Here is a 23,882-nt window from a genome sequence, read left to right as displayed (position 1 = left end):
GTGCGCCCCCCCCACTCCAGCATCACACACTCCACGGCAGCCCCAACGCGAGCGCCATCCCCTTGCCTTTGTGCAAGGTCTCCTCGTACTCAGCCGCGGGATCCGAGTCGGCGACAATCCCAGCGCCGACATGGAATGACATCTCCTCCTCGGTGGCCACCATCGTGCGAATCGCAATGTTAAATCCGGCACTGCCGTCGGCCCCAAAGAACCCAATCGCGCCGGTATAGGGGCCGCGCGGGCACGGTTCCAGTTCCTCGATAATTTCCATCGCCCGCTTCTTCGGGGCTCCTGTGATGGATCCGCCGGGATAACACGCGGCCATCGCGTCAATCGCATCCACGCCTGATGCCAGCGTCCCGCCCACCGTGGAAACCAGGTGATACACCTGCTCGAACGACTCAAGACAGGCGATTTCAGAAACAGCGACCGATCCGAACTCGCAGACCTGCCCCAGATCATTGCGTTCCAGATCCGTGATCATGATCAACTCGGCCCGCTCTTTTTCCGAAGCCAACAACTCCTCTCGCGATTGCGCGTCCGCCGCCTGATCGCTTCTCCGCGGACGGGTCCCCTTGATCGGACGGGTCACCAAGCGCCGGGTCTCCGGATCAAACTCCAAAAACAACTCAGGCGACGCACTCAACAACTGCCGCCCCTGCAGCGAAACAAACGCCCCGCGCGGCGCTGGCGAATACCCGCGCAGCCGCTGGTAAAGCTGAACCGCCGCCGCACCTGAAATCCCCGCCCCGGAAAAACGCTGAGCCAGGTTCACTTGGTAGATATCTCCGGCGGCAATGTATTCCTTGATCCGCGCAACCGCGTCACAAAACTGGCCACGACTCATCTCCGGCTGCAATTCGGGCGCCGGATCCAATGGCGGCGGCAAATCCTCAACCGCGCGCCCCGCAAAGCTCGCCGGTGACGTCAGGTAATCCGTGTACACCCCGAATTGAAAGCTCCCGTCATAGTCCACCGCTCCGGCCAATGCCCCTCGCTCCGGATTGAGTTCCGCCAACGCCGCGCGCAGCCGGTCTCGATCCACAGGATCCATTAGGTTCCCCGTCACCACGGCGACCGGGTCGGAGAACAATCGCGCCCCGGGGTTCACTTCCCCTTCCGACCGTCCCGCCGCATCCAGCCACACCACACCGTCGCCGTCGTTTGCAGTGGTTGCCTTCCGAAACGCCTCAAGGTCTGCGCGGGGTGATGGGTTCATGTCGTGAAACAATTCTCAAATAGCTGGGCGGTGCAAATGCGTTGTAGTATCACACCCGAGGTCTGCCCCGTCCACAGATAGTCCGCATTCGAATCCGCGATCACTAATGATAGCAGGAATCCTGGTTTTTCCCACAGGGCATCGCGGCTATAGTGCGGCCATCCTCAACCACCGCCTGATCTCCCCCAAAGATGACACCCACGCTCAGTTCCCACCATCCGCGTCGCGGCAATACCTTCAGCTGGGTATTGGGGTTACTCGTCGTTACGGTGATTGCCCACGTCTTGATCCTGCTTTGGTCCCAGCGCGACCGTCAGGAACCCACTGAAACCAGCACATCAGCGCCGGAGCCCGCACCGATCGTAGTCGAGCCCCAGGGCGGCCCCACACCACCTCTGCCCGATTCGCTGCCACCGCTCGACGGACCAGAGCAACTTCCCGCGCTACCGGCCCCGAATCTATTGGCACCTGTCGCATCGATCCGTCCGCCGGTACTCGAACCGCTCGCACCAACGCCCCCCCCGACGCTACCCGCCCCCGAACCAGCCGAGCCTAACCTCAACATCAACAACCCAATCGCCCGCGAACTGGTGGCAGCATCGATCACCGCCCGCCAACGCGGCGACGTCGGCACCGCGATCGCAAAACTGCGCGAAGCCGAAACCCATATCCCCAATCACCCACGTCTCCACTGGGAGATCGGCTCGGCGCTCGAACTGATGGGCCTCGCAAAAAAGGCCGCCGCTTCGTTCCAACGCGTCTACGACGCCGGCGAAACCGAGGCCGGAGCCTACCACCGGCTCGCTGCCAAAAAGCTGACCCAAGGGCTGAGTCTCATCGCCAACCAGGCGCCGATCGACGAGAAGATCTTCATCGGCAACATCGAAGAACGCCGCACCCCTATCAAAGGTCCAGTCGAGGGCATGAACCTCACACTGGCCGTCACCCTCCAGACCCGCCCGGGCGTGGAAATTGAGGACCCTGGATCAGACGTCTACGTCGTCGTCCACTTGGTCGATACCGCCAATGGCGCACAGGACGAACTCGTCGTTAGTGACCCACCTGAGCAACAATGGCTCGACCTCCCCGTCAACTGGAACAACGGCGGCATCGAAACCTTGGAACTCAGCTACAAGCTACCGGAGTACAACGTGTTCCGCCCGAACATCGACGACAAGCGCGCGCAGCTCGGTTACGTGATTGAGCTTTACTACAAAGAACGCTTGGTAGATTTAATTGCTCGTCCACGACGCCTGGCTCGTTTCTCCCCTGCTCTCGACGCGCCCCCGGCGATCGACCACTATCAGGACGATTACGACACCATGGAGGGCTTTACCGATCCCGCAGATCTCTAGCCGCGCCTGTCCGATCCCCGCACCAACCCGACCATCCCCCCCCCGTGAGTATTCTCGTCTACAGTCCGCATGGCTCCGCCTCAGACCACATCTGCGGGCGGCTGAGCCACTCGACCGACCAAACACCGGGCCTCGAGATCACACGCTGTGCCTCTGCCGCCGAGTTTACCGGCTTCGTAGCCGCTGCCGCCGAGATTCCAAAAGCGCTGATCACGCACGACGAGCACTTCGACACCCTGCTCGACGCGTTGGAGCCATTTCTTGAATCCATGCGGTTGATCGTGCTGGCAGAGCACGACCTCATCCCCGATCTGCAACAACGACTCGGAAGCCATCCCGTCATGCCTCTCCCCGGCACCGGCTATGCATTGCGGGTGATGCTCTCCGAACATCCGGCCAACGACCCTGCCTGTCGACTCGATGAGTTCCAACTCGCCCAATTGCTCTCGTACGGGCGGATGACCCACACCTTCGAAGCAACCCAGACGTCGATCGAGCGTCCGGTTTTCCTCCATTTGCTCAACCACGAGCACACCCACGACGCCCAGGTGCGGCGCGAGTTCCTTGAGGACATCCAGGCCAAGGCCAAAGCCAACCACGGCTCGATCATTCCGGTTTTCCAAGCCATCGATAACGGCATCCAGCTCTACTACACCGAAGAGCACCTGCTCTACGACACGCTGGCCGATCGGATCCGCAACAAAGAACCGATCGAGCCCACGCTCGCTGTGCACATCGTGCGCGCCGCGGCTTCCGTCCTGCTCCACTTGCTCGGGTTAAAGGTCAACAGCCACCAACTCGAACCGGAGCACATCTTCCTCATTCAGGAAGCCAAAGACCACTGCCGCATCGAAAACACCGCCTACGCCGGCACGGCCTCTGAGGAGCAGTTGTTGCAAAACCTGCGCAACCTGCTGCCTGCCATTATCCAATCCATCGATTCCGCCGCGCCGCACGCCACCGAAGTCATCGACTGGCTCGACCAGATGATGAGTCAGGGAACCGCACCATCCGGTCTGCGTAGCACGTCGATTGCAGCACGTGAGCTGCTCGCCAAGCTCGAAGGCCGGGCCACGGCCATCACCGTGCGCCCACAAGATCAATCCTTCGTTCCAAAACGCGCCGGAGGCCCTGGCCGACCACTTCCCCAAAAGAAGAAATCCCCCGTCCCTTGGATCGTCGCCGCCGTACTAGCAGCGGTCGGACTCATCGTCGGGCTGAAACTCACTGGCAGCAACCCCGCCGCCCCCGAACTTCCAGCCAACATCGACCTGGAGGAAATGGTTCAGATCAAAGGCGGAAGCTATCGCCGCGACAACGCCAGCAACCCGATCAAGATCGAAACCTTCTGGCTCTCCGCCCACGAAGTCACCATCGGCCAGTACGCCGAGTTTCTCGACTACCTCGAATCCTCGGAAGACTCCGACTACCTCAACCACCGCAACCAACCCTCAACGAAAAGGAACCACGTCCCCGCCAATTGGTCGGTCTACTACCCACTGGCCACCGCCGGAGGGAATTACCAAGGCCACAAGCTCACGCTGCACCACCCGGTTTTCGGCGTCGATTGGTGGGATGCCTACGCGTATGCCCGCTGGCGCGGTCGCCGCCTCCCGAGTGAGGAAGAATGGGAGTTCGCCGCACTCGGAAACCCACCGCGCAAGTACCCGTGGGGCCACCAGTGGAAGCCGGCATTCGCCAACACAGGTGCCGACTCCCGCGACGGATCGGTCGACGGATCCGCCATGACATCCGCAGTCTACCACCCGGCTGCCGACCGCACACCAGAGGGCGTCATGGGACTCGCAGGGAACGTGGCCGAATGGACCGCCTCGGAAGTACCAGACCCCAGTGACCCCGACCTCAAGGCTCCGGTGGTCAAAGGCGGGTCCTACTATGCCGAAAGCGTCGACCTGACCGCCCGCTCACTGCCGACCAACCGCTCGAGCCACGCGCCCTACGTTGGCTTCCGCACGGCCACCAGCCGCAACCCGGATTGAGGGCGCCACACTGCCCGTTGCATATCCCACCCACCCTTGCGAATAGCCGCCGATTTCGCACATCGATGATTGATTCGCCGCTCGATCCGAAGCACCCTCGCCGAGCAAATCACACCAAGACCGATCTTTTTTTCCCCATGTCTTTCGCATCTCCAGCCTCCCTGCCGAAGCTTGTCTCCGCCGCGCTCATCCTCGTGCTATGCTTGGCGTTTGCTCCGTCCGCGCACGCCCAGCTCGAGATCAAAATCAAAACCAAGCAGCGTGAGTACGTCCAATTCGAGGACATTCCCGTGATGATCACACTGACCAACCGCTCGGGACGCGACCTCACTCTGGGTGGCCCTGGCGGTGCCGACTGGCTCGATTTCCGCGTCTTCCGCGGCCAGCGCGCGGTTCGCCGAAGCAACCTCAACAACATCTTCGAGCCGACGATGATCCGTAATGGTCAAACCATGAAGTTCACGGTCGACATCGCCAACTACTTCACCATGACGGACTTCGGATTCTACACGTTCCAAGCCGCCGTCTGGTTCTCGCCTGCCCGCAAGTACATTACCTCCAACCGAACCAGCGGCAACGTCGTAAGCGCCCGCGTTCTGTGGGATCAAACCTACGGTGTCACCCGCGATCGGCCGAAGACAGACACTGACCTCAGCGAGTTCGAATCGTTGCACGACGACGGCGGATCACGCCTCATGACCTTGCGTACCCACAAGTTCATGAAGTTCACCGGGCGCAACAAGTCCTACCTTTACTACCGTCTCGACGACCCGAGCACGCTGGCCTGCCTCACCTGCTACCGCCTGGCGGAATTGATCGACATCCGCAAGCCGATGTTCGCCATCGATAACGACAACCACGCCCACGTTCTGTGGATGACCCGACCACAGATGTACGCCAAAGTGGAAATCGACACCCGCGGCAATGTCCTCCCCGACTCCGTCAAGTATTTCAAAGAAAAGGGACCGTCCATTCCACGTTTGCAAGCCGTGCCACAAGGTGGTGTCGCTGTAGTCGGTGGCGTCGAGTTCGATCCGGATGCTGCCAAGGAGCAGAAGGAGGCAACCCGCCGTCTCTCCGAACTGCCTCCAGGCTTGGAGGAACTCATCGACATGCGCCGCCAACTAGAAGCGGCGGAATGAGCGCGTTGAAGCGTAAACGTCATCACGGATCATGACATCACAGCCCCTCACCCACCGCATCACCGCCCGGACGGCTCTCATCCGCGGGCTCCTCTGCCTGCTCTGCATGGCCGTGGCAGCGCTTGCCGTACCGCAAGCCCACGCCCGCAAGATCGACACCGTGGTGATCGATGCCGGCCACGGTGGGTTCAACCTCGGTCAACGCAATGGCCAGGTTTATGAAAAGTGGCTCGCTCTCGATGTCTCGCTCCGTCTCGACAAATACCTGCGCAAAAAGGGCGTCAAAACCGTCCTCACCCGCCGTAGTGACGTCTTCATCTCACTGCCGGAACGCGTCCGTATCGCCAACCGCTACTCGAAAAACTCAATCTTCGTCAGCGTCCACTTCAACGGCGCCAGCAACCGCAACGCCCACGGCCTCGAAACATTCCATTATTCGCGCAACTCAAAAGAGCTCGCGGCTCGTATCCAAACCGAAATCGTCCGCGCCACGCGCCGACGTGACCGCGGGGTCAAGCAAGCCCGCTTCCACGTGATCCGGAACACCAAGCAGCAAGCGGTTCTCGTCGAGTGCGGGTTCCTCACCAACGCTCGCGAACTCAAGCTGTGTAAAACCGGCAAATACCGCCAAGCCATGGCAGAGGCCATCGGCAGAGGCGTTCTAAAACACCTCAAGGCCATCAACTAACCCGCCGACCACTAACCCGCCAATCTCCAGCCCGCCATGCTCGTCTCTCCACAACAGATGCTCGACGCCGAAGCGGACTGGATGAACGCTCACGGCAACGCGGGCACATTGATGGAGAAGGCCGGACTCGGCATCTCCCGCGCCATCGCCGGTCACTTCCCGCCCCACCTGCGCCGCGGCACTCTCGTTCTCGCATTGGGGCCCGGCAACAACGCCGGCGATGCCTGCGTCGCCGCCCGCCCATTCGCCGCTGCCGGCTGGACGATCCGATGGATCGCAGCCTGCCCGGAGCGTCCACTCTCGGACCTGACGCAGAAGAATCTGGCCGCTCTCGGAGAATGCGCCAAGAAGCTCAACTCCGCCCACGAACCGGATCCTGACTGGCCCCGCCCATTGGTCGTCGTCGACGGATTGCTCGGAATCGGTGCCCGCCCACCCCTCCGCGGCCCGGTAGCCGCCGCCACCCAATGGATCAACCACTGGCGCACCGTACACAACGCGTTCACTGTCTCCATCGACCTGCCAACCGGACTCGACGGCACTACCGGCGAAGCCGATACCCACTGTATCGTAGCCGACCTCACCGCCACCGTCTGCCAACCCAAAACCGGACTGGTCACAGACAACGCCTCCCCATACGTCGGAAGACTCGAAGTCATCCCACTCCCGGAACTGCAACCCGCAGGCGACACCACTCATCAGGTCACCACCCGCCAAATGCTCGCAGCGTGGCTCCCACGCCCTGCGCACGATCAGCACAAGTCCACCGCAGGCCGCGTCCTCGTTGTCGCCGGATCACCCGGGATGACGGGCGCCGCCGCGCTCACCGCCCACGCCGCATTGCGCTCCGGCGCCGGTCTCGTCACCATCATCACCCATCCAAGCAGCATCGACCAAGTCGCCGCTCGCTGCGCCCCCGAGATCATGGTGCAGCCCTTCCCCTCAGACGACCACATCGACTGGAAGTCATTCGATGCCGTAGCGCTCGGCCCCGGACTGGGTGCGAACTCAGACACGCTGGCCTGCAACATTCTGCGCCAATGCCCACTTCCGGTCGTCGTCGATGCCGACGCATTGAACGCACTTTCCCGCCTCTCCGTGGCCGAACGCAGCCCGCTGCTCGACCAACCCGCCGGCCCGCGTATCCTCACCCCACACCCCGGTGAGTTCCGCCGACTCGCCAACGACCTGACCGGTACCCGTGCCGAACGCGCACGCGCGTTCACCGAACGCCACCCCGGCTCGGTTCTCCTGCTCAAAGGACAACGAACACTCACTGGCTCGCAGGACGGCCCCTTGCTAGCCAACCCAACCGGTCACGCCGGCATGGCCACCGCTGGCATGGGAGACACCCTCACCGGTATCTGCGCCGCCTTCGCCGCCCGCGGCCTCGCCCCCGCCATCAGCGCGGCCGCCGCCGCATGGATCCACGGACGTGCCGCCGAGATCGCCTCCTTCCTCGGCCCTCGCCACACCGCGGTCGATTCACTCACCGCATCGGATGTGATCGACCACATCGGCAGCGCACTCGACGACCTGCGCACCCTGTAAGCGCACCTTAATACAAATAATTTGCATTAAGAAGGTGGACGAAGTCTCGATTTTGTGCAGATTCTGTGTCGTACTCTGAGATCAACCGATCTGATTCGGCAACTTGATGCCTGCACACCATGAGTGATTCCTACACCCCTCCCCCAGTTCCTCCGCGCCGCCGCTCCAATGGATTGATGATCGGCTGCCTGATCTCACTCGCCGTAGTAGGTTTGCTTGGGTTCTTTTTCCTCGCCGGCATCAGCAACCTGATCCGCGGCGTGACCGCTCCAGTCTCCGCGATTGCCCCAATCGAGAAGCAAGTCACTGTGCGTGAAGTGGAATTGCGTAAGGGCGAACACGGAAAAATCGCCCAGATCGACATCGAAGGCGTGATCACCTCCGCCACTCGCGGTGAAGCCAGCATGGTCGACCAAACCAAAGCCCTGCTCGCCCACGCGGTAGCCGACAAAAACGTCCAGGGCATCGTGATCCGCGTCAACTCACCCGGCGGCGAAGTCACCGCCTCCGACGTGCTCTACAATGCGGTGAAAAAAGCCGCGGCCGCCAAGCCGGTCGTCATCTACATGGACAGCGTGGCTGCATCCGGCGGCTACTACCTCGCCTGCGGAGCAGACCACATCATGGCCAACCCAACCACCCTCACCGGCAGCGTTGGCGTCATCATCCAAACCATCAATTACCAGGAACTCACCGAAAAGATCGGGGTCGACATGGTCGTCTTCAAGAGCGGCGACTTCAAAGACATGCTCAGCGGATCCCGCGAGATGCGCGAGGACGAACGAGAGTACGTCAACAGCCTCGTCGGTGAGTCCTATGAGCGATTCCTCGGCATCGTCGCAGATGCACGCAACATCCCGATCGAGAAACTGCGTGGCTCGTCAGCAGTCGACGGACGCATTTACTCCGGCACCAAAGCGCTCGAGATGGGGATGATCGACGCCACCGGCTACATCGAAGACGCTTGGGCCGAAGCCATGCAGCGCGCCAACCTCACCGACGCCACCGTTGTCCGCTACCGCACGCGACCAAACCTGGGCGCACTGCTTTCCATGTTTGGCTCGGCAAAAGCCGAGGGAAGCGGCCAAAAAGTCACCCTCGACGTCTCGGACCGACTGCTTCCACGTCTCGAAACGGGCACCCCGTACTTCCTCCACCTGCCGTCCCCAGCGGGCGAATAATTAGCCCCCTGCCCACAGCATGCGCCCCCGTAACGGGAGGCGCACCATCCACGCTGTTTGAATCCCTCCATGGACCCCATCACCCAAACATTTCTCATTGAATGGCTCCAGATCACCATCGTCGCCCTCGCACTGGGCCTCGGAGTCTGCGCCATCATCCGCCGCATGCGCCCCGAGCTCTCCTGGAGCAATAGTGGCAATGTCTGGACCGGCCCGATCCATGGCGGGGATTTCGTGATCGTCTCCGGCCTGTTTTTGCTCTTCTACATCGGGCTGGCAGATGCCGGAAGCGTTCCCACCGACGCCGACTCCGGAACTCCTGAGATTTCCATCAGCCACATCTTTTCGAGCGCGGTGACGATGCTCTTCATCGCCGGGGTGACCGTGGGCGCCATCGCCATCCGTGGCACCAACGTGAATGAGTTCTACGGCCTCAACCGCATCAAGGCGGCGAAGGTCATCGCCTACGGACTACTCGGTGCCGCTGTGGCCTACTTCCTCGGAGTCGTCGTCGTCCAATGGTGGAACCAAGCCGTCGTCGTCCCCACCATCGGCGTTCCCAAGGAACAATCCATGGTCACCTTCTTCAAAGAAAGCGGCTCAACTTCCGCCCGTCTCGCGGTGATCGCATCCGCCTGCATCGCAGCACCATTGGCGGAGGAGTTCATCTTCCGCGGCTACATCTACCCAGTGCTCAAACGTTTCACCGAGCCTGTTTTCGCAGCGATTATCACCTCGGTCGTGTTCGCCATCATTCACAACAACCTCACGGGAATACCGGTGCTCGCTCTGCTCTCTCTTATTCTCGTGTTCAGCTACGAGCGCTCGGGCTCACTCTGGCTACCCATTTCCATTCACGCCGCGTTCAACAGCATCAACATCATGGGGATGCTGGCTGATTAATTCGGCACTCCTAAAAACCCCGTACAACCATCCCCCGAACCATGCACACCAAGTTAACAATGACATCTCCCCGATTCATGCGCACACTTCCCGCGCTCTTGCTCGCAGCGGCACCGGCAGCCTACGCAGCAGATCACGACTGCGGCCCTACCTGCACCCATGGCCACCATCACGCCTCCGATGACAGCGACGCCTCGTGGTTCGACCGAGCAAACGATTGGTCTCTGTGGGATGGGCTCATCAGCGGATCTCTCCACGGCTACATGAGCTACGGCGGATCCACCGGCGAGTTAGGCGAACTGCAAACCGGCGGCCACGACCCACAGCGCGAAGGCTGGACACTCCAAGCCATCGAACCGTCCATCAGCATCAAACCAACCGAACACATTTCCGGTTTCGCCAACGGCCTCTTTTTCTCTGATGCAGAGGGCGATGTCTCCTGGGAATGGGAGGAGATCTTCGGCTCCGTTCACGACCTCCCGGGAGGCTTTGATCTCCGCGGCGGACAGTTTCTGAACCGCGTCGGGGTGTTCAACCCAACCCACATCCACCAGTGGCAATTTGTCGATATGCCATTGCTGACCACGCGCTTCCTCGGCGACGACGGATTGATCACCCGCTCGGGTGAAATCAACTGGCGCCCGCAGATCGGCGACCCACTCACCAACCAGTCGATCCTGACCGTCAGTTACGGTGAAGTCCGCCCACACAATCACGATCACAGCCACGGCGACCACAATCACCATGGGCATGACCACGATCACGACGAAGTAGAGGCTCTCTTCGAAGAAGAAGGTGCCCATTTCAACGACCGTGTGTTCTCCACCCGCGCCGCTCACAGCCACCGTTTCTCCGACCAGCACGAACTCACCACCGGTATCAGCTACGTCTACGGTGACAACGAGTTCGGCCGTCACAACCACGTTGGCGGACTCGACTTCAGCTACCGATGGAACGCCGACCTCACCGACCCGGATGCCGTCTCCGTGCTGTGGAAAACCGAAATCTTCGGCCGCAGCGTGGCCGCTCGCTCGGGCGAAATCCACGGGGACGAAGAGCACCACGATCATCACGAGGATGAAGAACACCACGAGGATGATCATCATGAAGAAGATCACCTCGCCCACGAAGACCATGACGAAGACGAGCATCACGACGATGGCCCACGCGACGCCACCTTCGACGAAATCGGCATCTCGTCGTCAGTTGTCGCCAGCTGGTCGCGTCACTGGGATACAGGTATCCGCTTCGACTACGTCTCAGGTATCCAGGACCTCGGACTGAACGAGCGCATCCGCGTATCCCCGAGCGTCACCTTCTTCCCCGACAACAATCGCCGCACCCACATCCGCGCCCAGTACAACTTCGATCACTCGCCTAACCACGGCAGCGATCACACGGTGTGGATCCAAGCAGGCATCGCCCTCGGCAGCCCTCACTGAAACGCACCTGCCTAACACGTAAAAATCACCAAATAAATGCGTGCCATTCTTGCAATGGCACGCATTTTGTCTTTTCTGACACACAGGTTTCCCTTAAACCTTGCCCGTTTGCAGCAATTCGGCAACAACGCCCCCTCTTGGTAGCCTCGCCGCACATCACGAACCTTGATCCCCCACCTGACCTCCAGCAGCCATGCCTACCCCCCGACTGATCGCCTGCTCGCTCGCATTCATCGCAGTTGCGTCCGCTTCCGCATCGTCCCCAAACACCAACGCCAAAGTCTGGAGCAATGGCGGCACATTCGAATGGGACGGCCCGAAAAAGGGCAACATGAGCCACGACACATTCTGGAAGCAGACCAAAGCCCCAACCAACGGCAAGGCATTCCACCTTTCACTTTCCGGGTTCAAAGCGAAAGCTGCCGCCCAGGGACCGATCGAATTGACCAAGCAGTCCACCATCGTCGCTGACAGCGGAGGGTCGCTGGACTTCAATCACAACCCGATCTACTTCGGCCACCGCACCGCGCTGGTCCTCGACGCATCGACCTGTCGCAACCTCGGCCCACTGGTAAAATCCCAGAACCCCGATAGCTCGCTCGACATCATCCTGACCAAAAACTCGATGCTCGATGGCAAGGACCCATCGTCCAATGCGCAGCGCGCATCGTGGTCAGCTCTCGTCGCAAAACAACCGTCCCTCTGCGCCATCAGCAACGGCAGCACGGTCATCGATACGAGCTCCATCTTCGGTGCCGCCACCATCGAACTGCTCGTAACCGTCAACTCCACTGGCACCCTCTTCGAAGCCAATGACTGGGAAATCGCCCTCGAAGGTCAAAAAACAGACGGCGCCAACACCCCAACCCACATCACCTACGTCGTCGACCCCGGAGCAAAGCAAACCCGGATTTTCGGCAACGGAAAGCTCATCGGCACATCCAACGACGTTCCCGACTTCTCTAGCAAGAAAGCTGTCGTAGGCAATCCAAACGCCAGCCTGGGCAGCGGCAACCAGGTCCACTCGTTCGCCGCATTCAGCAGCATGCTCACACCGCAAGAGATCGCCAGCCACGCCGCGGCCGCTCTCTCCGCATCGACCAGCACGGCCAATGATCTCGGCGGTGGCACCGTCATGATCGTCGACTCCACCATGAAGCTGCCCTCGCTGACAAATGCCGCCGTGACGATCGAAGGATACGGATCCCTCACCATCACCCAGGGCGGCAAGCCAATTGCCAGCACCTCAATCAACCTCAAGGGAGCGCGCACCAGGGTCCACCTGACCAACAAGAAGCCCCATGAAGTGATCCGCCAGGACCTCGACAAATTCTCCATCAACGGCAAGCTCCCCGTTTACGGAGCCCGCCCGGAAATCAAAGAACCGGGCGACAACATCATCATCAAATCAGACCGTGCGGACGGCACGCTCATCGTCCCGGTGAAAAACTAGCGTCAACCTGCCACTCGGCGCCATACGCTCACCTTGGAAAAGGTGAATTGATACTTTCTCGCAGTTTCGCGGATCAACATCGGCTCGTCCTTCGCCTTCAGCAGCTCGAAGGACGGCTCGAGCAGCTTTTCAAGCGCACCGAAGCCATCGGGCCCCAGCCATTTGCCCCGCGGCGTGAACTCCTCAAGCCACGTAAACGGCGTGGCCAACACGAGCACGCCGTCGTCCACCACTAACTCAGGCAACCGCTTGAGCAACCGCTGCGGGTCAGGCAACCTGCAGATCAGGTTGGCCGCATGCACGCAGTCGAAGCTGCCCAAATTGTCGCGCAACGCCATCGCGTCGCCACGCTCGAAGCGAACCCTACCTGGGTCTACCCCCTCAGGCACTCTCGCCGAGGCCGACCGCGCATGCTCCCCCTCGACCACCACGTCGTAAGGCACCTGCCCCTCACGAGCAATCAAGTCCGCCGCATCCACAAACACCTCGGAACAATCAATCCCAACCACCTCGTCGCAGCCGCGCGCCAGCTCGAAAGCAGAACGCCCAACCGAACACCCCAAATCCAGTGCCCGCCCACAAGCGCCATGTGCCAACGCCATCTCAGCCGTCCGCACCGGGAACCCCCAACCCTCTGCCGGCACCGGAAAGTCCCCAAGCACATCCGCTTGGGAACCATAGTGAAACAACAAGTACTCGTTCAGTACCCGCTGTGATTCATAATCAGTAGCCATAGCCTGGGGGGGGGCTGAACCTGAATTACACACGGGCCGCACGCAGCACAAAATCACTCGGCTTGAAGTGCTGGATGATGATCTCCTGCAAATCGCCGCGGTTCATGCGCACCTCGCTGATATCAAAGTTCGGCGTCTTGTGCGGCGCGAACAAAATATCGTCGTGTGTCGAGTTCTCATGCTTCTTGAACATCGTCGGTACAATATCGCCCCCCAAATGGTCGTCACGCCCCGTCGCCAAGTGACACGTCCCCAGCACCTTCTCGTCCTGAATATCCTGACCGGAAACAGGCAAAACCTGGGTGCCAAAACCAAGCTCACCCAACGTCCCGGTCATCGGGTCGTCCTTCAGCCGCTGGTTATGCTCATCGATGGTCGCCTGATTGCCCTCGATCAGCGTCGAGCGGATGATATTGCGGTTCTCAACATCCAACACCCCCAAAGTCCCATCCTCATACTTCATCGGAAACTGCCCGCGAGCATCGGTCGGCACGTAATAAATCTCACCCGCCGGCAGGTTCGCGACGTCCGGCTGAGTCCCTTTACACAGACCATGGCTTTTCTGAGCCTCCTGGCCGTCGAGCCCGAGCCACGCGGTCAGCACCCGGCCATCTTCCAAAGTGAAATCAATCTCAATCGAGTCCGCCTTGTTCATCGCGAGGCGGATCTTCTCCGCGTCGGCACTCACCTCGTTATAATCCACTGCCAGCCCGCTATTCAGAATCACATCGTTGAGTCCGTGTAGCGTCGCGCCGCGGAACCCAAACTCTTTACACTTCGCGGTCAACGGCGCCGTGGCCGACCAAGTCGAGATGCACAGAATGATGTCGTAGTTAGGGTAGACATCCTTGTCCAAACTGAGCTGCTTGCCCTCGGTGTCCCAGCACTCGTCCTGTAGGTCCAGGTTGCTGCCATAGGTCGGCTTGTAGGCAAACATTTCTCCGCCCTTCATCCCCAGCGCATCCATCACCCCTTCCCTCAGCCCGAGGTAGAAATGCTTGTACGCATTCTTCTGCACCTCATGGCCCTCTGCCTTGGCAAATCCGAAGTCTTTGATCAACGACATGTCCTCCAGGTCGATCAAAATACAAACGCTGCAGCCCTCGGTCGGCTCAAAGACCTGACCCAACAATCGCTGTAGACTGAATGTAGGAAAGTTACGCTTCTCCGGGTTGAAAATAATGTCGTCGGTAAGTTTCGAAATCATGGCTGGATAGGGTGGCAGAAACAATACGATGGCACGCAAATCCAGGCAGCGGAAATCCTCGCCCCACCTGCTATTTGCCGCACTCGCTTTTCGAGAATGTAGCAACGAGCCTCCCCCTCCAAGATCTATTCCTACAAAGTCACCACCAGCCGCCCATTTTGCCCACAAAACGACAAAAAAGCGGCGCCTGATAACAGACGCCGCGAAACCATCCACCGGCGAGGCACCGGTGTGCACATCATTTCAATCAAGGATCCGGATCAGTTCGATCCGCTGACAGTAGTCACCATGTTGAGCAAGCCCTCGCGGAACCGCCGACGCCCGAATTCCTTCGCTGGCGACTTGTCGCGGTTCGCTGCCGAAAATCGCACGTTCGCATGCGATCGGCGGCCTCCTCCTTCAACAAGCAACACGGAGACATGCCGATCCCAGTAACTAGATGTTGTGGTATTGCTGAAAGGCATCCACAAGGGATACCGCCACCACCCCAAAAGTCAACGATTTCGTTAAGGTTTCTCAAATCAAAAACCATCCCCGTCCCATCACCAGCCACACCCACAATTCTCTAAGCCCCACACAGTTGGATCACCCCACCAACCGCAGACTGCACCACTCCGCTCCAGCCGCCAGCCCACCTACCCAATCCACGTCACCAAAAGACGAACACGGTAGTGTGCCAAAGCTTCTGCAAAAAGGGTCATGATGATTGATTAGGTTTTTAACAAAACAAGAACCCCTAATCGTCACACCATGACCCCACGACCAGATAAGACCACAACGCCGCAGTTGAAAAGTATTCTTGCCGAGCAGGAAGATTTTCTGAGGCCCTTGGTTCAGAAATTGATGCAGGAGATGCTCGAAGAAGAAATGAACGAGACACTCCAGGCGGTAAAATCAGAACGCAGCGACAGACGCCGAGGTTATCGCAGCGGCAGTTATCAACGCAGTCTCCTGACACGGGTAGGAAGGATCGAGCTGCGCGTCCCTCAAGATCGCGACGGACTCTTCAGCACCGAGATCTTCGATCGCTATCAACGCAGCGAGAAGGCTTTGGTAAGCACCCTGATCGAAATGTACGTGCAGGGCGTCTCGACACGTAAAGTCGCGCAGATCACCGAGGAGCTCTGCGGTCACCGGGTCAGCGCCAGTGTGGTAAGCAGGCTGAACAAAACGTTGGACGAAGAGCTTGAGAACTTTGCCCGACGCAAGCTCAACCACGCTTATCCTTACCTCATCCTGGATGCCCGCTACGAAAAGGTTCGAGAGAACGGCGTGGTGCGCAGCCAGGCTGTGTTGATCGCCATTGGCATCAGTTGGGATGGCCGACGGGAGGTCCTTGCTACCGAGCTCGATCAAAGGGAAAGCGGAAGCAGCTGGAAGAACTTCCTACTTCAACTCAAGCAACGCGGACTGACGGGTGTTGAGTTCTGCGTGACTGATAACCATGCCGGCCTGCGACGAGCTATCAGCGAAGTGCTTCCCGAGGCGCTGTGGCAACGCTGCTACGTCCACTTCCTTCGCAACGCTCTTGATCATCTACCTCGCAAGCATGACGACGACTGCTGCACCGAGCTGCGCTGGATCTATGACCGTCGAGACATCAATGAAGCGCGTCAGGATCTGCGGGCATGGTTGGCGAAGTGGGGAGGCAAATACCACAAGCTCTGTGACTGGGTCGAAAGTGAGATCGAAGAAACGCTCACCTTTTATCGACTTCCCAGAGAGCATCACAAGCATCTCAAAAGCACGAATATGCTCGAGCGACTCAATGAGGAGATTAAGCGTCGTACGCACATTATCCGAACCTTCCCCAACCAGGCTGCAGCCCAACGTTTAATCCGGGCTGTCACGCATCAAGTCCATGAGCAGTGGATCGATCAACACCGCTACCTGAACATGGATCACCTCAAAGAAGCCCAAAAGCTCAGCCTTACTTCAAATCAAACGTCCGCAGCCTGATCATCATCCATCAAACCCTTTTTGCAGAACTTGACGTACATAACCACGAACACCACAGACAGGACGGGAAAAGCCGACAGAACACGGCGACTTGCAGAACCTCCACACCAAGAGACAGGAATCCCACATGGAGTAGCGCGAATTACCAGGTGAGCCGCACACACCAATCCCCATCCGCACCCCCATCATCCTTCCGGTTCCGCCCAACGGAATACACCACAGGCACCCCGTCAGCACCCACCACATAGCGCATCGCCGCGCCATCCACCGGATCCTTGGGAATCACCGGCAGATACTCCGGCACCAGATCCTTGAGCGTCGACGGCCAACTCCCGTGCTCGCGACGGTATAATTCCGCCGCCGCTACTACAGGCACGCATCCGCGCCGCACATCCAACTCCAGCAACCGGTACACAAAGTCCGCTGAAGAACTGGCAACCATAGCCTTCCCCAACTCCGTCCATCGCTTCAACCCTTGCCACAACCGCCCCGCCGTAGCTCTGGCATGAGCGGACTCATACGCATCCGCCAGCTCCATCAACGACACACCAGGCCCCATCGCCTCATAAGCCACCAGAGGTGCCAACTGCGCCTCAATGATATAGATGCCATAATGAGCCTCTAACAGGCGATAGGGAGACGGAACTTCAGGAGATTCCAGCCAATCCGGTAATCCATCGACCTGAAAAGCCACCTCGCCGCGGGCCGATGCGAGGTACATCTCCCGATACCCCATCCCCCCAGCAGTCAACTCACCACCCGCGAGACTCCGCAATTGGGCATCGCTCCACGCCCCCATCAAACAACCATCGAGCACTGCATTCGAAATCCGCCCATCATTTACTCCCCAGACCAACAGAGAAAAAAGGGAAACCGGATTCTGCTCATACCAGCGCAACACATTCCGAGCCCGCATCACATCCTCCCACGCAGCATCGGGCTCCCCCGCCAGCAAACGCAAGGTCGCTCGATTGGTGAAAACCTCACCTACACCATAAGACTCGCTAATCCCCCACTCGTTTTCTACCGATGGAACCTCACCGCTTTGCCAAAACGGGCGGTCCGCCAGCCCCTCCAGCTCATCGAATTCCGACTGATAAAGAGAGAACCGAGCCAGGTAGTCGCGAGCCATCTCATGCTGCGTTTTCCCTAATGGCTTCTCCGGATCGCCCCACTCCCTGAGTGTGAGCCCTCCCTCGCTCGGCCGCTCGATCCCCATCGACCACAAGTAGCCATCGATCTCACCGACCTTTTCCGTGACATAATTCCCGCCGCTCCGCGCGTCCACGACCAATGGATGGAACCAGCCATTGTCCTCCGCCTCGCAGTCGATCTCGGTCACAAAATCCTTCGGATCGAACGACTCACCCTTGGCCTCCCATTCCGCCTTCAATCGCTCCCACTCCCGATCCTTCGCTGTCAGCCCCCACCACAAGAGCAGACTCAGTGCCAAACACCCCACTGCCGGCAGCACTCCAAATAGTAAAATCCTACGGTTCGTATTCCCCTTGCTCATCGCAACGAGAAACTATCAGACACCCAACACCCCGCGAGTACAAACCCACCGAAAGTTTGCACACCGCAGGTGAAGCAGCCTGCCAGCCTTGGGAGCGACGTGGAATTCCACGCACCGCCAGACCTACATCACAAAGCCCATCTCCCGCAGCACGGCGAGCAGCTCGCCCGGCCGCTGCACGGTGGCATCCGCTTCCACGCCCACTGCCTTTTCTCCGACCAACCGGATGGTCCGAATCCCGGCATTGCGGCCCATTTCGATGTCGCGGTCCGCATCGCCGATGATCACGGAGAGGGTGAGATCAATCGGATGATCCGCCAGCGCATCGTAGATCATGTCGGGGCGGGGTTTGGCACCCGGCCCATCCGGAGCGAGCCCGGTGTACGAGTAAATGCCATCAAACGCGGCTCCCTGGCGTTCCAACTCCTCTTGCATTTGCTGGTGGATCTCCGCCAGATCAGCTTCACTCATCCGCCCCTTGCCCACACCTCGCTGGCTGGTGACCAAAATGGCGAGGCACCCGGCCGCCTTCACTTTGGCGATCACATCGATGATGCCCTCCATGAAATGGAACTCGGACCAGCGAGTCACATAGTAATGATCACGTGGATCGTTCACCACGCCGTCACGATCAAAAAACACACAAGGCATCCGCCGCACGCCGGAGGCCACCACTTCCGATGCCGGATAACGCGCCACTCCACGCACCATCACATCGTTCCCAATCCGCTCGGAGGTAAACCCACTCAGCCGTGGCGACATCGTCACGCTCGGCACGCCGACACCCGCCACGCCGACCGCGCCCCCTCCACACAGCATCGGCGCCACAAACCCGACAAACTCATCGACCAACTGTCGGTCGATCCATTCTCCCAACATCCGCCCACCGGCTTCCACCATCACCGTCTGGATCCCCCATTGGCACAGCCACTCCAGTCCCCCGACGATCGATTCCACAACCGCTACCCGCTCGTTCCCTACCAACGCACGTGCCTCGACCACCGCCCCCTCGGGCGCGCCAACCATCACCACCAACGTGCGCTCACGCTGCGCATCGGTGAACACCTGCGCCTCCGCCGGCAACCCACCGCCACGACTGAAAACCACCCGCCACAAGGGAGCTTTCTCACCGTGCGGATGTGCCACGCGCAGCGTCAGTGCCGGATTGTCGGCACGCAAGGTCGCTCCGCTGGTCACAATCGCATCCACCTGCGAGCGGATCTGCTGCACCCGACTCAGCGATTCCGGAGACGTCAGCCATTGCCCCTCACCGGCAGGACGCGTGATCCGGCCGTCGATTGACATCGCAGACTTGGCGATCACCCACGGGCGGTTACGGGTTTGGACAGACGCGAAACCTCGGATCACCTCCTCGCATTCGTCGGCCATCATCCCATGCGAGGTTTCCACCCCGGCATCGTTCAAAATCTTCTCCGCCGCCCCCACATGGGCTGGGTTCGGGTCGGTCGCGCCCCAAACCACACGGAAAATTCCCGCTTCAATCAAGCCATCGCAACATGGCGGCGTACGTCCAGTGGTCGAACACGGCTCCAACGTGACATACGCGGTGGCACCACGAATCGCATCCTCTCCATGACGCTCACGCGCGTCGGCGAGCGCTTCGCGTTCGGCATGAGGCTGACCGGCGGCACGGTGCCACCCACGGCCGATCACTTCACCGTCCTTGACGATCACCGCCCCGACCGCTGGGTTCGGCGCGGTCAGGCCGATCCCCTTGCGTGCCTCGATCAAGGCTTCTTCCATCCATAATGCGTCGCTAATCACAAGGCTATCTGTCACGCACAGCCCCGCAACGATCCAGCAAATTCTAATTTCAGAGCCCCAGCCATCGTGGCGAAACCGCTGCCCGCTCCCACAAGCAGATACAAACAGGCACACCAGAGCAAAACGATCCCAGCCTAGACCATCGGTACAAAGCGCACAGGGATCGGCTCACCGACCGGCACCAACCCGCCCGCCTCACGCCGGTAAACCTCCAACACCTGCGGACCATTGGGCTTCCCGGTCGGCAACACCAATCGACGATCCATCCCCAGCTGGTCAATCAGCGCCGGTGGCACCTCCGGCGTCGCGCACGACACCACAATCCCATCGAAGAGCATCGGATCCGGCCACCCTTTACTGCCATCACCCACCCGACATTCCACATTGGTAACCCCCAGCCGCTCGAGACGATCAGAGGCCGCTTTCACCAGCTCTGGCACACAATCAATCGAACACACTTTCTCCACCCACTGAGCCAACACGGCAGCCAAATAGCCGCACCCCGTCCCCACATCCAACACCGTCGCCTCAGCCCCCACCCGCAGCGCCTGCACCATCGCCGCCACAATGTAGGGCTGGGAAATGGTCTGCCCATGCCCAATCGGCAACGGCCCGTCCGCATACGCATCGGGTCGCCGCTCCTCAGGCACAAACTCCTCACGCGGCACCGCCTCCATCGCCGCCAGCACCCGGGGATCCATAATCCCCCGCGGCACCAACTGCTCCCTCACCATGGCATGACTCCTGGTACTCATCGCACCGGACAGCTTACCATGGAACACATTGGGAACGAAGCGAGCAAACCCACGCCTCAATCTCCCGGCCCCACTGCCGTCACCCTTTCAAATCCGCCAACGCCGCCGCCAAGTCCTCCAGCGGCGGGCGCTTGTTGATGTCATGCACATCGACGTAGCGGAGCACACCCTGCTTATCGATCACCATCAACGCCCGCTCACAGGTGCCGTCGCTGCGCAACACGCCATACTCGGAAGTCACCTTGCCATGCGGCCAAAAATCAGAGAGCAACTCGAAGTCCAGCCCGCCCATCGCCGTCTCCCAGGCGTGCAATGACGGCAGGTTGTCAGTCGTCATCCCCAACAACACGGCATCGTGCCGCTCAAACAAATCCAGTGCAATGTTGTACCCTGGATACTGGGCAGAGCACACCGGAGTAAAAGCCGCCGGCACGAAGGCAATCACCACATTCTTCTTCCCCCGGAACTGCGACAACGAAACCCTGGTGCCCGACACCGTCGGCAACGTGAAATCAGGCACCCGCTCACCCACCTTCACTTTGAGCACGCTGTCCACCGGCTTGAGCTTCCCCGGCTCAAAAAGAGATTCCTCAGGAACTGCCTGCGCTTCTGGCGCGACCGGACTCGTAGCGCAGCTTCCCAATAGCATCACCGCTGCAGACGCCGCCCACAGCGCACGCCTGCCCCCCAATCTACATTTCGGAGTCACTTGTCTCTTCATGGCTGGATACGAGCGTACATTTCATCGACCTTTGTCTCGTGGGGATTGGCTCGGTAGAACTCTTTCCAATCCCCACCCTGACGCCTGAGAGCAATCACCATCGGCGCTTTAAACGACCCAAACCGCGACGCCACGGTCAATTGCCGATCCGCCACCACGGGAAACGGTACATTGAACCGCTTGCGGTACGTATCCGCCTCCATCGGCGTGTTGTTCTTCCCAATTGCGTAAAACGCAATCCGCCCACCCTGCTTGCGCGCCATTCCATACAGCTCGTTCACCTCATCAGCACTGCGCTGGCAGACCGGACAATACATGTCGAAGAAGCTCAGAACCACGACCTCAGCGCGCGAGTTTCTATAATCCGGCCCCACGACATCTCCGCCCTCAGGAGTGCCACCACCACCCGTATTCGCACACCCCACAAGCCAAAAAGCACACAGCAAAACCACCAACGTGCAGATCTTCTCTTTCATGCCTGCCGGTATAACATTTCACCCCTAAACCTCCCACTCAAAAATCGTACTATTCCGTCGTTATTAAGAACTTATAAAACCACTCAAAAGCCAGTGAGCGACCACAAAAAATGGGGCAGAACCCCCGAAGGTTCTGCCCCACACAACCACTGGCTTTCTATTAGAAACGCCAGGTCAATCCCACATCAATCGTGTCCTCCGAGAGGGAAGACTCAATGCTCGCCATGCCGTCCGGCGTGGCGGAGCTCATTGTGTTCTCAAACGCGTGCACCCACGCGATGTTCACCACAAAATCTTTGTTGATCTGATACCCAAGACCAAGGCCCAGGTGATGCTCCACAATCGCAGGGAAACCAATGATGCTCATCACATCCTGGTTGAACGACTGCGTACGCAGCGGGTTCTTGCCGTAGTTGTAACCAGCACGAACGGTCAACTTATTGTCGATCACCTCGTACTGGGCACCAACACCAACTGTCCACTGGTCCTCCCAGCCGAAGTCGCTATAGCCATCGGCGTCAGCCCAATTGACCCAGCGTCCGTCAGTCGACAAAGTCAGTCGATCTTCAAGCCCGGTCCAGGCAACACCAACACCCACCTGCTGCGGCAGCGACAGATCGAAATCGGTCAACGCACCGGTCGGCCCCATCATGCCAAACTCAGGCATGATATCGCTATATGAGTTCTCCTGCTCGGTAATGTAAGTCACACCCAAAGTCACAGAAGGAGTCACCGTCCAGGTCGCCCCCAACTGGACGCCCATCGCCCAGTCCGACGCATCGTTCTTGCCAGTAGGCAAGGTCGACGAGCCAATCTCCAAGCTCGCGTAGTTCACGTGCACCGACGCACCAATCGAAAGATCCGGTGTCACGGAGTAGGCCACCGATGGCGCCATCTTCATGATCTGCAACTCGGTGAAATCAAAAGGAATCACCGACGAAATTGCGGTGTCCTCGTAGTCCACACCCAAGCCGGAAATTCCATAAATCGCCATCCCCGCACGCCAGCGTGTGCTCTCACCTCCAACCGGTAACGAAACCCCAAGCGCAGGAATATAGTACAACTCACTATCGCTGTCCCCTTCAAAAGTCATCGGTCCCATGCTCATCTTGGCACTGGTCGATGGCATGAACGTGGTCAACGACAAGTCCACTTGAGGCGAACTGCAGGATTCGCTGATACACATCGCAGCCGGGTTGGAGAACACCGCACTCACCGCATCCTGCGGTGCAGCTACCCCCGTTCCACCTTGAGCGCGGGACACTGGTCCGATCCCGATCAAATTCACGCCATTGGTGGCGTACGCCTGGGTTACAAGGCCAAGCCCCATCACGGTGAGGGCGCTGCCGACTGATTTATAATTCATAGCAATGAGGTCTGGTTAAGGTTCGACTCCCCTCCAAACACCATCTCAAGGCAGATGAATCAGGAGTCTTTGTCGGGCTACCACAGCGCCCTTCTTTTGCCCATAACAACAACCCCATTGTGCGGGATTTCAAGAGACCACTCTCCACAAATTCACTCTAGCAACACCACCACACAGCCAGAAGCCCCTGAATAGAAACTCAAAGATCCCCACGAAAACTACTATCTAGCAACACGAAAGCCCCACCACCAACCCAACCAACACTGCAAAACACGCACAAACAGAACCAACCCCAAACCCACAACACCCTCACCCCAAAGAAGAACCAACACGCCCAAAAAAAACACGAAACCGAAAAACTCAACAAAACATGCACAAAGGACAGCAAGATACGCGGAGACGATTCAATGATTACTTATATGATCAATC

19 protein-coding genes are annotated in these 23,882 nt (G+C 59.4%); 10 read left to right on the top strand and 9 right to left on the bottom strand.

Going from position 1 to position 23,882, the window contains the following annotated elements; genetic code table 11:
• Nucleotides 1-22: 22 nt before the first annotated feature.
• Nucleotides 23-1,219, bottom strand: coding sequence for an anthranilate synthase component I family protein (locus G3M56_RS03460; protein ID WP_164365640.1), 1,197 nt, complete (start codon nucleotides 1,217-1,219; stop codon nucleotides 23-25).
• Nucleotides 1,220-1,410: 191 nt separating this feature from the next.
• On the opposite strand from G3M56_RS03460, the gene G3M56_RS03455 reads away from it, so the two are divergent.
• The 9 genes from G3M56_RS03455 to G3M56_RS03415 all read left to right on the top strand — a co-directional run bounded on the left by G3M56_RS03455 (nucleotide 1,411) and on the right by G3M56_RS03415 (nucleotide 12,934).
• Nucleotides 1,411-2,574: a hypothetical protein gene (locus G3M56_RS03455; RefSeq protein WP_164365641.1), complete on the top strand. Its 1,164-nt coding sequence runs from the start codon at nucleotides 1,411-1,413 to the stop codon at nucleotides 2,572-2,574.
• Between the two features lie 44 nt (nucleotides 2,575-2,618).
• A complete protein-coding gene (locus G3M56_RS03450) occupies nucleotides 2,619-4,574 on the top strand; it encodes an SUMF1/EgtB/PvdO family nonheme iron enzyme (protein ID WP_164365642.1) in 1,956 nt (651 codons plus the stop codon).
• 137 nt (nucleotides 4,575-4,711) lie between these two features.
• A complete protein-coding gene (locus tag G3M56_RS03445) occupies nucleotides 4,712-5,716 on the top strand; it encodes a hypothetical protein (protein ID WP_164365643.1) in 1,005 nt (334 codons plus the stop codon).
• 31 nt (nucleotides 5,717-5,747) lie between these two features.
• Nucleotides 5,748-6,404 carry an N-acetylmuramoyl-L-alanine amidase family protein gene (locus G3M56_RS03440; protein WP_164365644.1) on the top strand — a complete coding sequence of 219 codons (657 nt, stop codon included), beginning with the start codon at nucleotides 5,748-5,750 and terminating at the stop codon, nucleotides 6,402-6,404.
• Nucleotides 6,405-6,440: 36 nt separating this feature from the next.
• The gene (locus tag G3M56_RS03435) at nucleotides 6,441-7,955 is read left to right on the top strand and encodes an NAD(P)H-hydrate dehydratase (protein ID WP_164365645.1); all 1,515 of its coding nucleotides are present in this window, start codon (nucleotides 6,441-6,443) and stop codon (nucleotides 7,953-7,955) included.
• A gap of 119 nt (nucleotides 7,956-8,074) precedes the next feature.
• On the top strand, nucleotides 8,075-9,136 hold the full coding sequence (sppA, locus tag G3M56_RS03430; RefSeq protein WP_164365646.1) for a signal peptide peptidase SppA: 1,062 nt from the start codon (nucleotides 8,075-8,077) through the stop codon (nucleotides 9,134-9,136).
• A gap of 69 nt (nucleotides 9,137-9,205) precedes the next feature.
• A complete protein-coding gene (locus G3M56_RS03425; protein ID WP_164365647.1) occupies nucleotides 9,206-10,039 on the top strand; it encodes a CPBP family intramembrane glutamic endopeptidase in 834 nt (277 codons plus the stop codon).
• Nucleotides 10,040-10,116: 77 nt separating this feature from the next.
• Entirely contained in the window at nucleotides 10,117-11,481 is a 1,365-nt protein-coding gene (locus G3M56_RS03420) for a hypothetical protein (RefSeq protein ID WP_164365648.1), read from the top strand.
• A gap of 193 nt (nucleotides 11,482-11,674) precedes the next feature.
• On the top strand, nucleotides 11,675-12,934 hold the full coding sequence (locus G3M56_RS03415) for a hypothetical protein (protein WP_164365649.1): 1,260 nt from the start codon (nucleotides 11,675-11,677) through the stop codon (nucleotides 12,932-12,934).
• Between the two features lie 2 nt (nucleotides 12,935-12,936).
• Here G3M56_RS03415 and G3M56_RS03410 read toward each other — a convergent pair whose 3' ends face one another.
• A complete protein-coding gene (locus G3M56_RS03410; RefSeq protein WP_164365650.1) occupies nucleotides 12,937-13,668 on the bottom strand; it encodes a putative 4-mercaptohistidine N1-methyltransferase in 732 nt (243 codons plus the stop codon).
• Between the two features lie 25 nt (nucleotides 13,669-13,693).
• Complete coding sequence (locus G3M56_RS03405) at nucleotides 13,694-14,875, bottom strand: M29 family metallopeptidase (protein ID WP_164365651.1); 1,182 nt, start codon at nucleotides 14,873-14,875, stop codon at nucleotides 13,694-13,696.
• Nucleotides 14,876-15,625: 750 nt separating this feature from the next.
• On the opposite strand from G3M56_RS03405, the gene G3M56_RS03400 reads away from it, so the two are divergent.
• Entirely contained in the window at nucleotides 15,626-16,834 is a 1,209-nt protein-coding gene (locus G3M56_RS03400) for an IS256 family transposase (protein ID WP_235203327.1), read from the top strand.
• Between the two features lie 142 nt (nucleotides 16,835-16,976).
• On the opposite strand, the gene G3M56_RS03395 is transcribed toward G3M56_RS03400, so the two are convergent.
• From G3M56_RS03395 to G3M56_RS03370, 6 genes are all read right to left on the bottom strand, one after another.
• Nucleotides 16,977-18,350 carry a hypothetical protein gene (locus G3M56_RS03395; RefSeq protein WP_164363322.1) on the bottom strand — a complete coding sequence of 458 codons (1,374 nt, stop codon included), beginning with the start codon at nucleotides 18,348-18,350 and terminating at the stop codon, nucleotides 16,977-16,979.
• 123 nt (nucleotides 18,351-18,473) lie between these two features.
• Nucleotides 18,474-20,135 carry a bifunctional diaminohydroxyphosphoribosylaminopyrimidine deaminase/5-amino-6-(5-phosphoribosylamino)uracil reductase RibD gene (gene ribD, locus G3M56_RS03390; protein WP_164363320.1) on the bottom strand — a complete coding sequence of 554 codons (1,662 nt, stop codon included), beginning with the start codon at nucleotides 20,133-20,135 and terminating at the stop codon, nucleotides 18,474-18,476.
• Nucleotides 20,136-20,269: 134 nt separating this feature from the next.
• On the bottom strand, nucleotides 20,270-20,890 hold the full coding sequence (locus G3M56_RS03385; RefSeq protein ID WP_164363317.1) for a protein-L-isoaspartate(D-aspartate) O-methyltransferase: 621 nt from the start codon (nucleotides 20,888-20,890) through the stop codon (nucleotides 20,270-20,272).
• Between the two features lie 79 nt (nucleotides 20,891-20,969).
• Nucleotides 20,970-21,611: a redoxin domain-containing protein gene (locus tag G3M56_RS03380; protein WP_164363314.1), complete on the bottom strand. Its 642-nt coding sequence runs from the start codon at nucleotides 21,609-21,611 to the stop codon at nucleotides 20,970-20,972.
• The gene (locus tag G3M56_RS03375; protein WP_164363312.1) at nucleotides 21,608-22,087 is read right to left on the bottom strand and encodes a peroxiredoxin family protein; all 480 of its coding nucleotides are present in this window, start codon (nucleotides 22,085-22,087) and stop codon (nucleotides 21,608-21,610) included. Before G3M56_RS03375 ends, G3M56_RS03380 begins: the two co-directional genes overlap by 4 nt.
• Before the next feature lie 160 nt (nucleotides 22,088-22,247).
• Nucleotides 22,248-23,453: an OmpP1/FadL family transporter gene (locus G3M56_RS03370; RefSeq protein WP_164363310.1), complete on the bottom strand. Its 1,206-nt coding sequence runs from the start codon at nucleotides 23,451-23,453 to the stop codon at nucleotides 22,248-22,250.
• Between the last annotated feature and the right edge of the window lie 429 nt (nucleotides 23,454-23,882).

It is taken from the genome of Sulfuriroseicoccus oceanibius (assembly GCF_010681825.2).
GTDB lineage: Bacteria > Verrucomicrobiota > Verrucomicrobiia > Verrucomicrobiales > SLCJ01 > Sulfuriroseicoccus > Sulfuriroseicoccus oceanibius.
The sequence above is the reverse complement of the archived record's forward strand: the minus strand, read 5'-3'. Positions and strand labels throughout refer to the sequence as shown.

What these genes read in the sequence shown, in the direction of transcription:
- G3M56_RS03375 (WP_164363312.1), bottom strand. Translation starts at nt 22,087, where the DNA reads ATGAAAGAGAAGATCTGCACGTTGGTGGTTTTGCTGTGTGCTTTTTGG.
- G3M56_RS03460 (WP_164365640.1), bottom strand. Translation starts at nt 1,219, where the DNA reads ATGAACCCATCACCCCGCGCAGACCTTGAGGCGTTTCGGAAGGCAACC.
- G3M56_RS03410 (WP_164365650.1), bottom strand. Translation starts at nt 13,668, where the DNA reads ATGGCTACTGATTATGAATCACAGCGGGTACTGAACGAGTACTTGTTG.
- G3M56_RS03445 (WP_164365643.1), top strand. Translation starts at nt 4,712, where the DNA reads ATGTCTTTCGCATCTCCAGCCTCCCTGCCGAAGCTTGTCTCCGCCGCG.
- G3M56_RS03385 (WP_164363317.1), bottom strand. Translation starts at nt 20,890, where the DNA reads ATGAGTACCAGGAGTCATGCCATGGTGAGGGAGCAGTTGGTGCCGCGG.
- G3M56_RS03420 (WP_164365648.1), top strand. Translation starts at nt 10,117, where the DNA reads ATGCGCACACTTCCCGCGCTCTTGCTCGCAGCGGCACCGGCAGCCTAC.
- G3M56_RS03395 (WP_164363322.1), bottom strand. Translation starts at nt 18,350, where the DNA reads ATGAGCAAGGGGAATACGAACCGTAGGATTTTACTATTTGGAGTGCTG.
- G3M56_RS03455 (WP_164365641.1), top strand. Translation starts at nt 1,411, where the DNA reads ATGACACCCACGCTCAGTTCCCACCATCCGCGTCGCGGCAATACCTTC.
- G3M56_RS03370 (WP_164363310.1), bottom strand. Translation starts at nt 23,453, where the DNA reads ATGAATTATAAATCAGTCGGCAGCGCCCTCACCGTGATGGGGCTTGGC.
- G3M56_RS03440 (WP_164365644.1), top strand. Translation starts at nt 5,748, where the DNA reads ATGACATCACAGCCCCTCACCCACCGCATCACCGCCCGGACGGCTCTC.
- G3M56_RS03415 (WP_164365649.1), top strand. Translation starts at nt 11,675, where the DNA reads ATGCCTACCCCCCGACTGATCGCCTGCTCGCTCGCATTCATCGCAGTT.
- G3M56_RS03425 (WP_164365647.1), top strand. Translation starts at nt 9,206, where the DNA reads ATGGACCCCATCACCCAAACATTTCTCATTGAATGGCTCCAGATCACC.
- sppA (WP_164365646.1), top strand. Translation starts at nt 8,075, where the DNA reads ATGAGTGATTCCTACACCCCTCCCCCAGTTCCTCCGCGCCGCCGCTCC.
- G3M56_RS03435 (WP_164365645.1), top strand. Translation starts at nt 6,441, where the DNA reads ATGCTCGTCTCTCCACAACAGATGCTCGACGCCGAAGCGGACTGGATG.
- G3M56_RS03380 (WP_164363314.1), bottom strand. Translation starts at nt 21,611, where the DNA reads ATGAAGAGACAAGTGACTCCGAAATGTAGATTGGGGGGCAGGCGTGCG.
- G3M56_RS03400 (WP_235203327.1), top strand. Translation starts at nt 15,626, where the DNA reads ATGACCCCACGACCAGATAAGACCACAACGCCGCAGTTGAAAAGTATT.
- G3M56_RS03405 (WP_164365651.1), bottom strand. Translation starts at nt 14,875, where the DNA reads ATGATTTCGAAACTTACCGACGACATTATTTTCAACCCGGAGAAGCGT.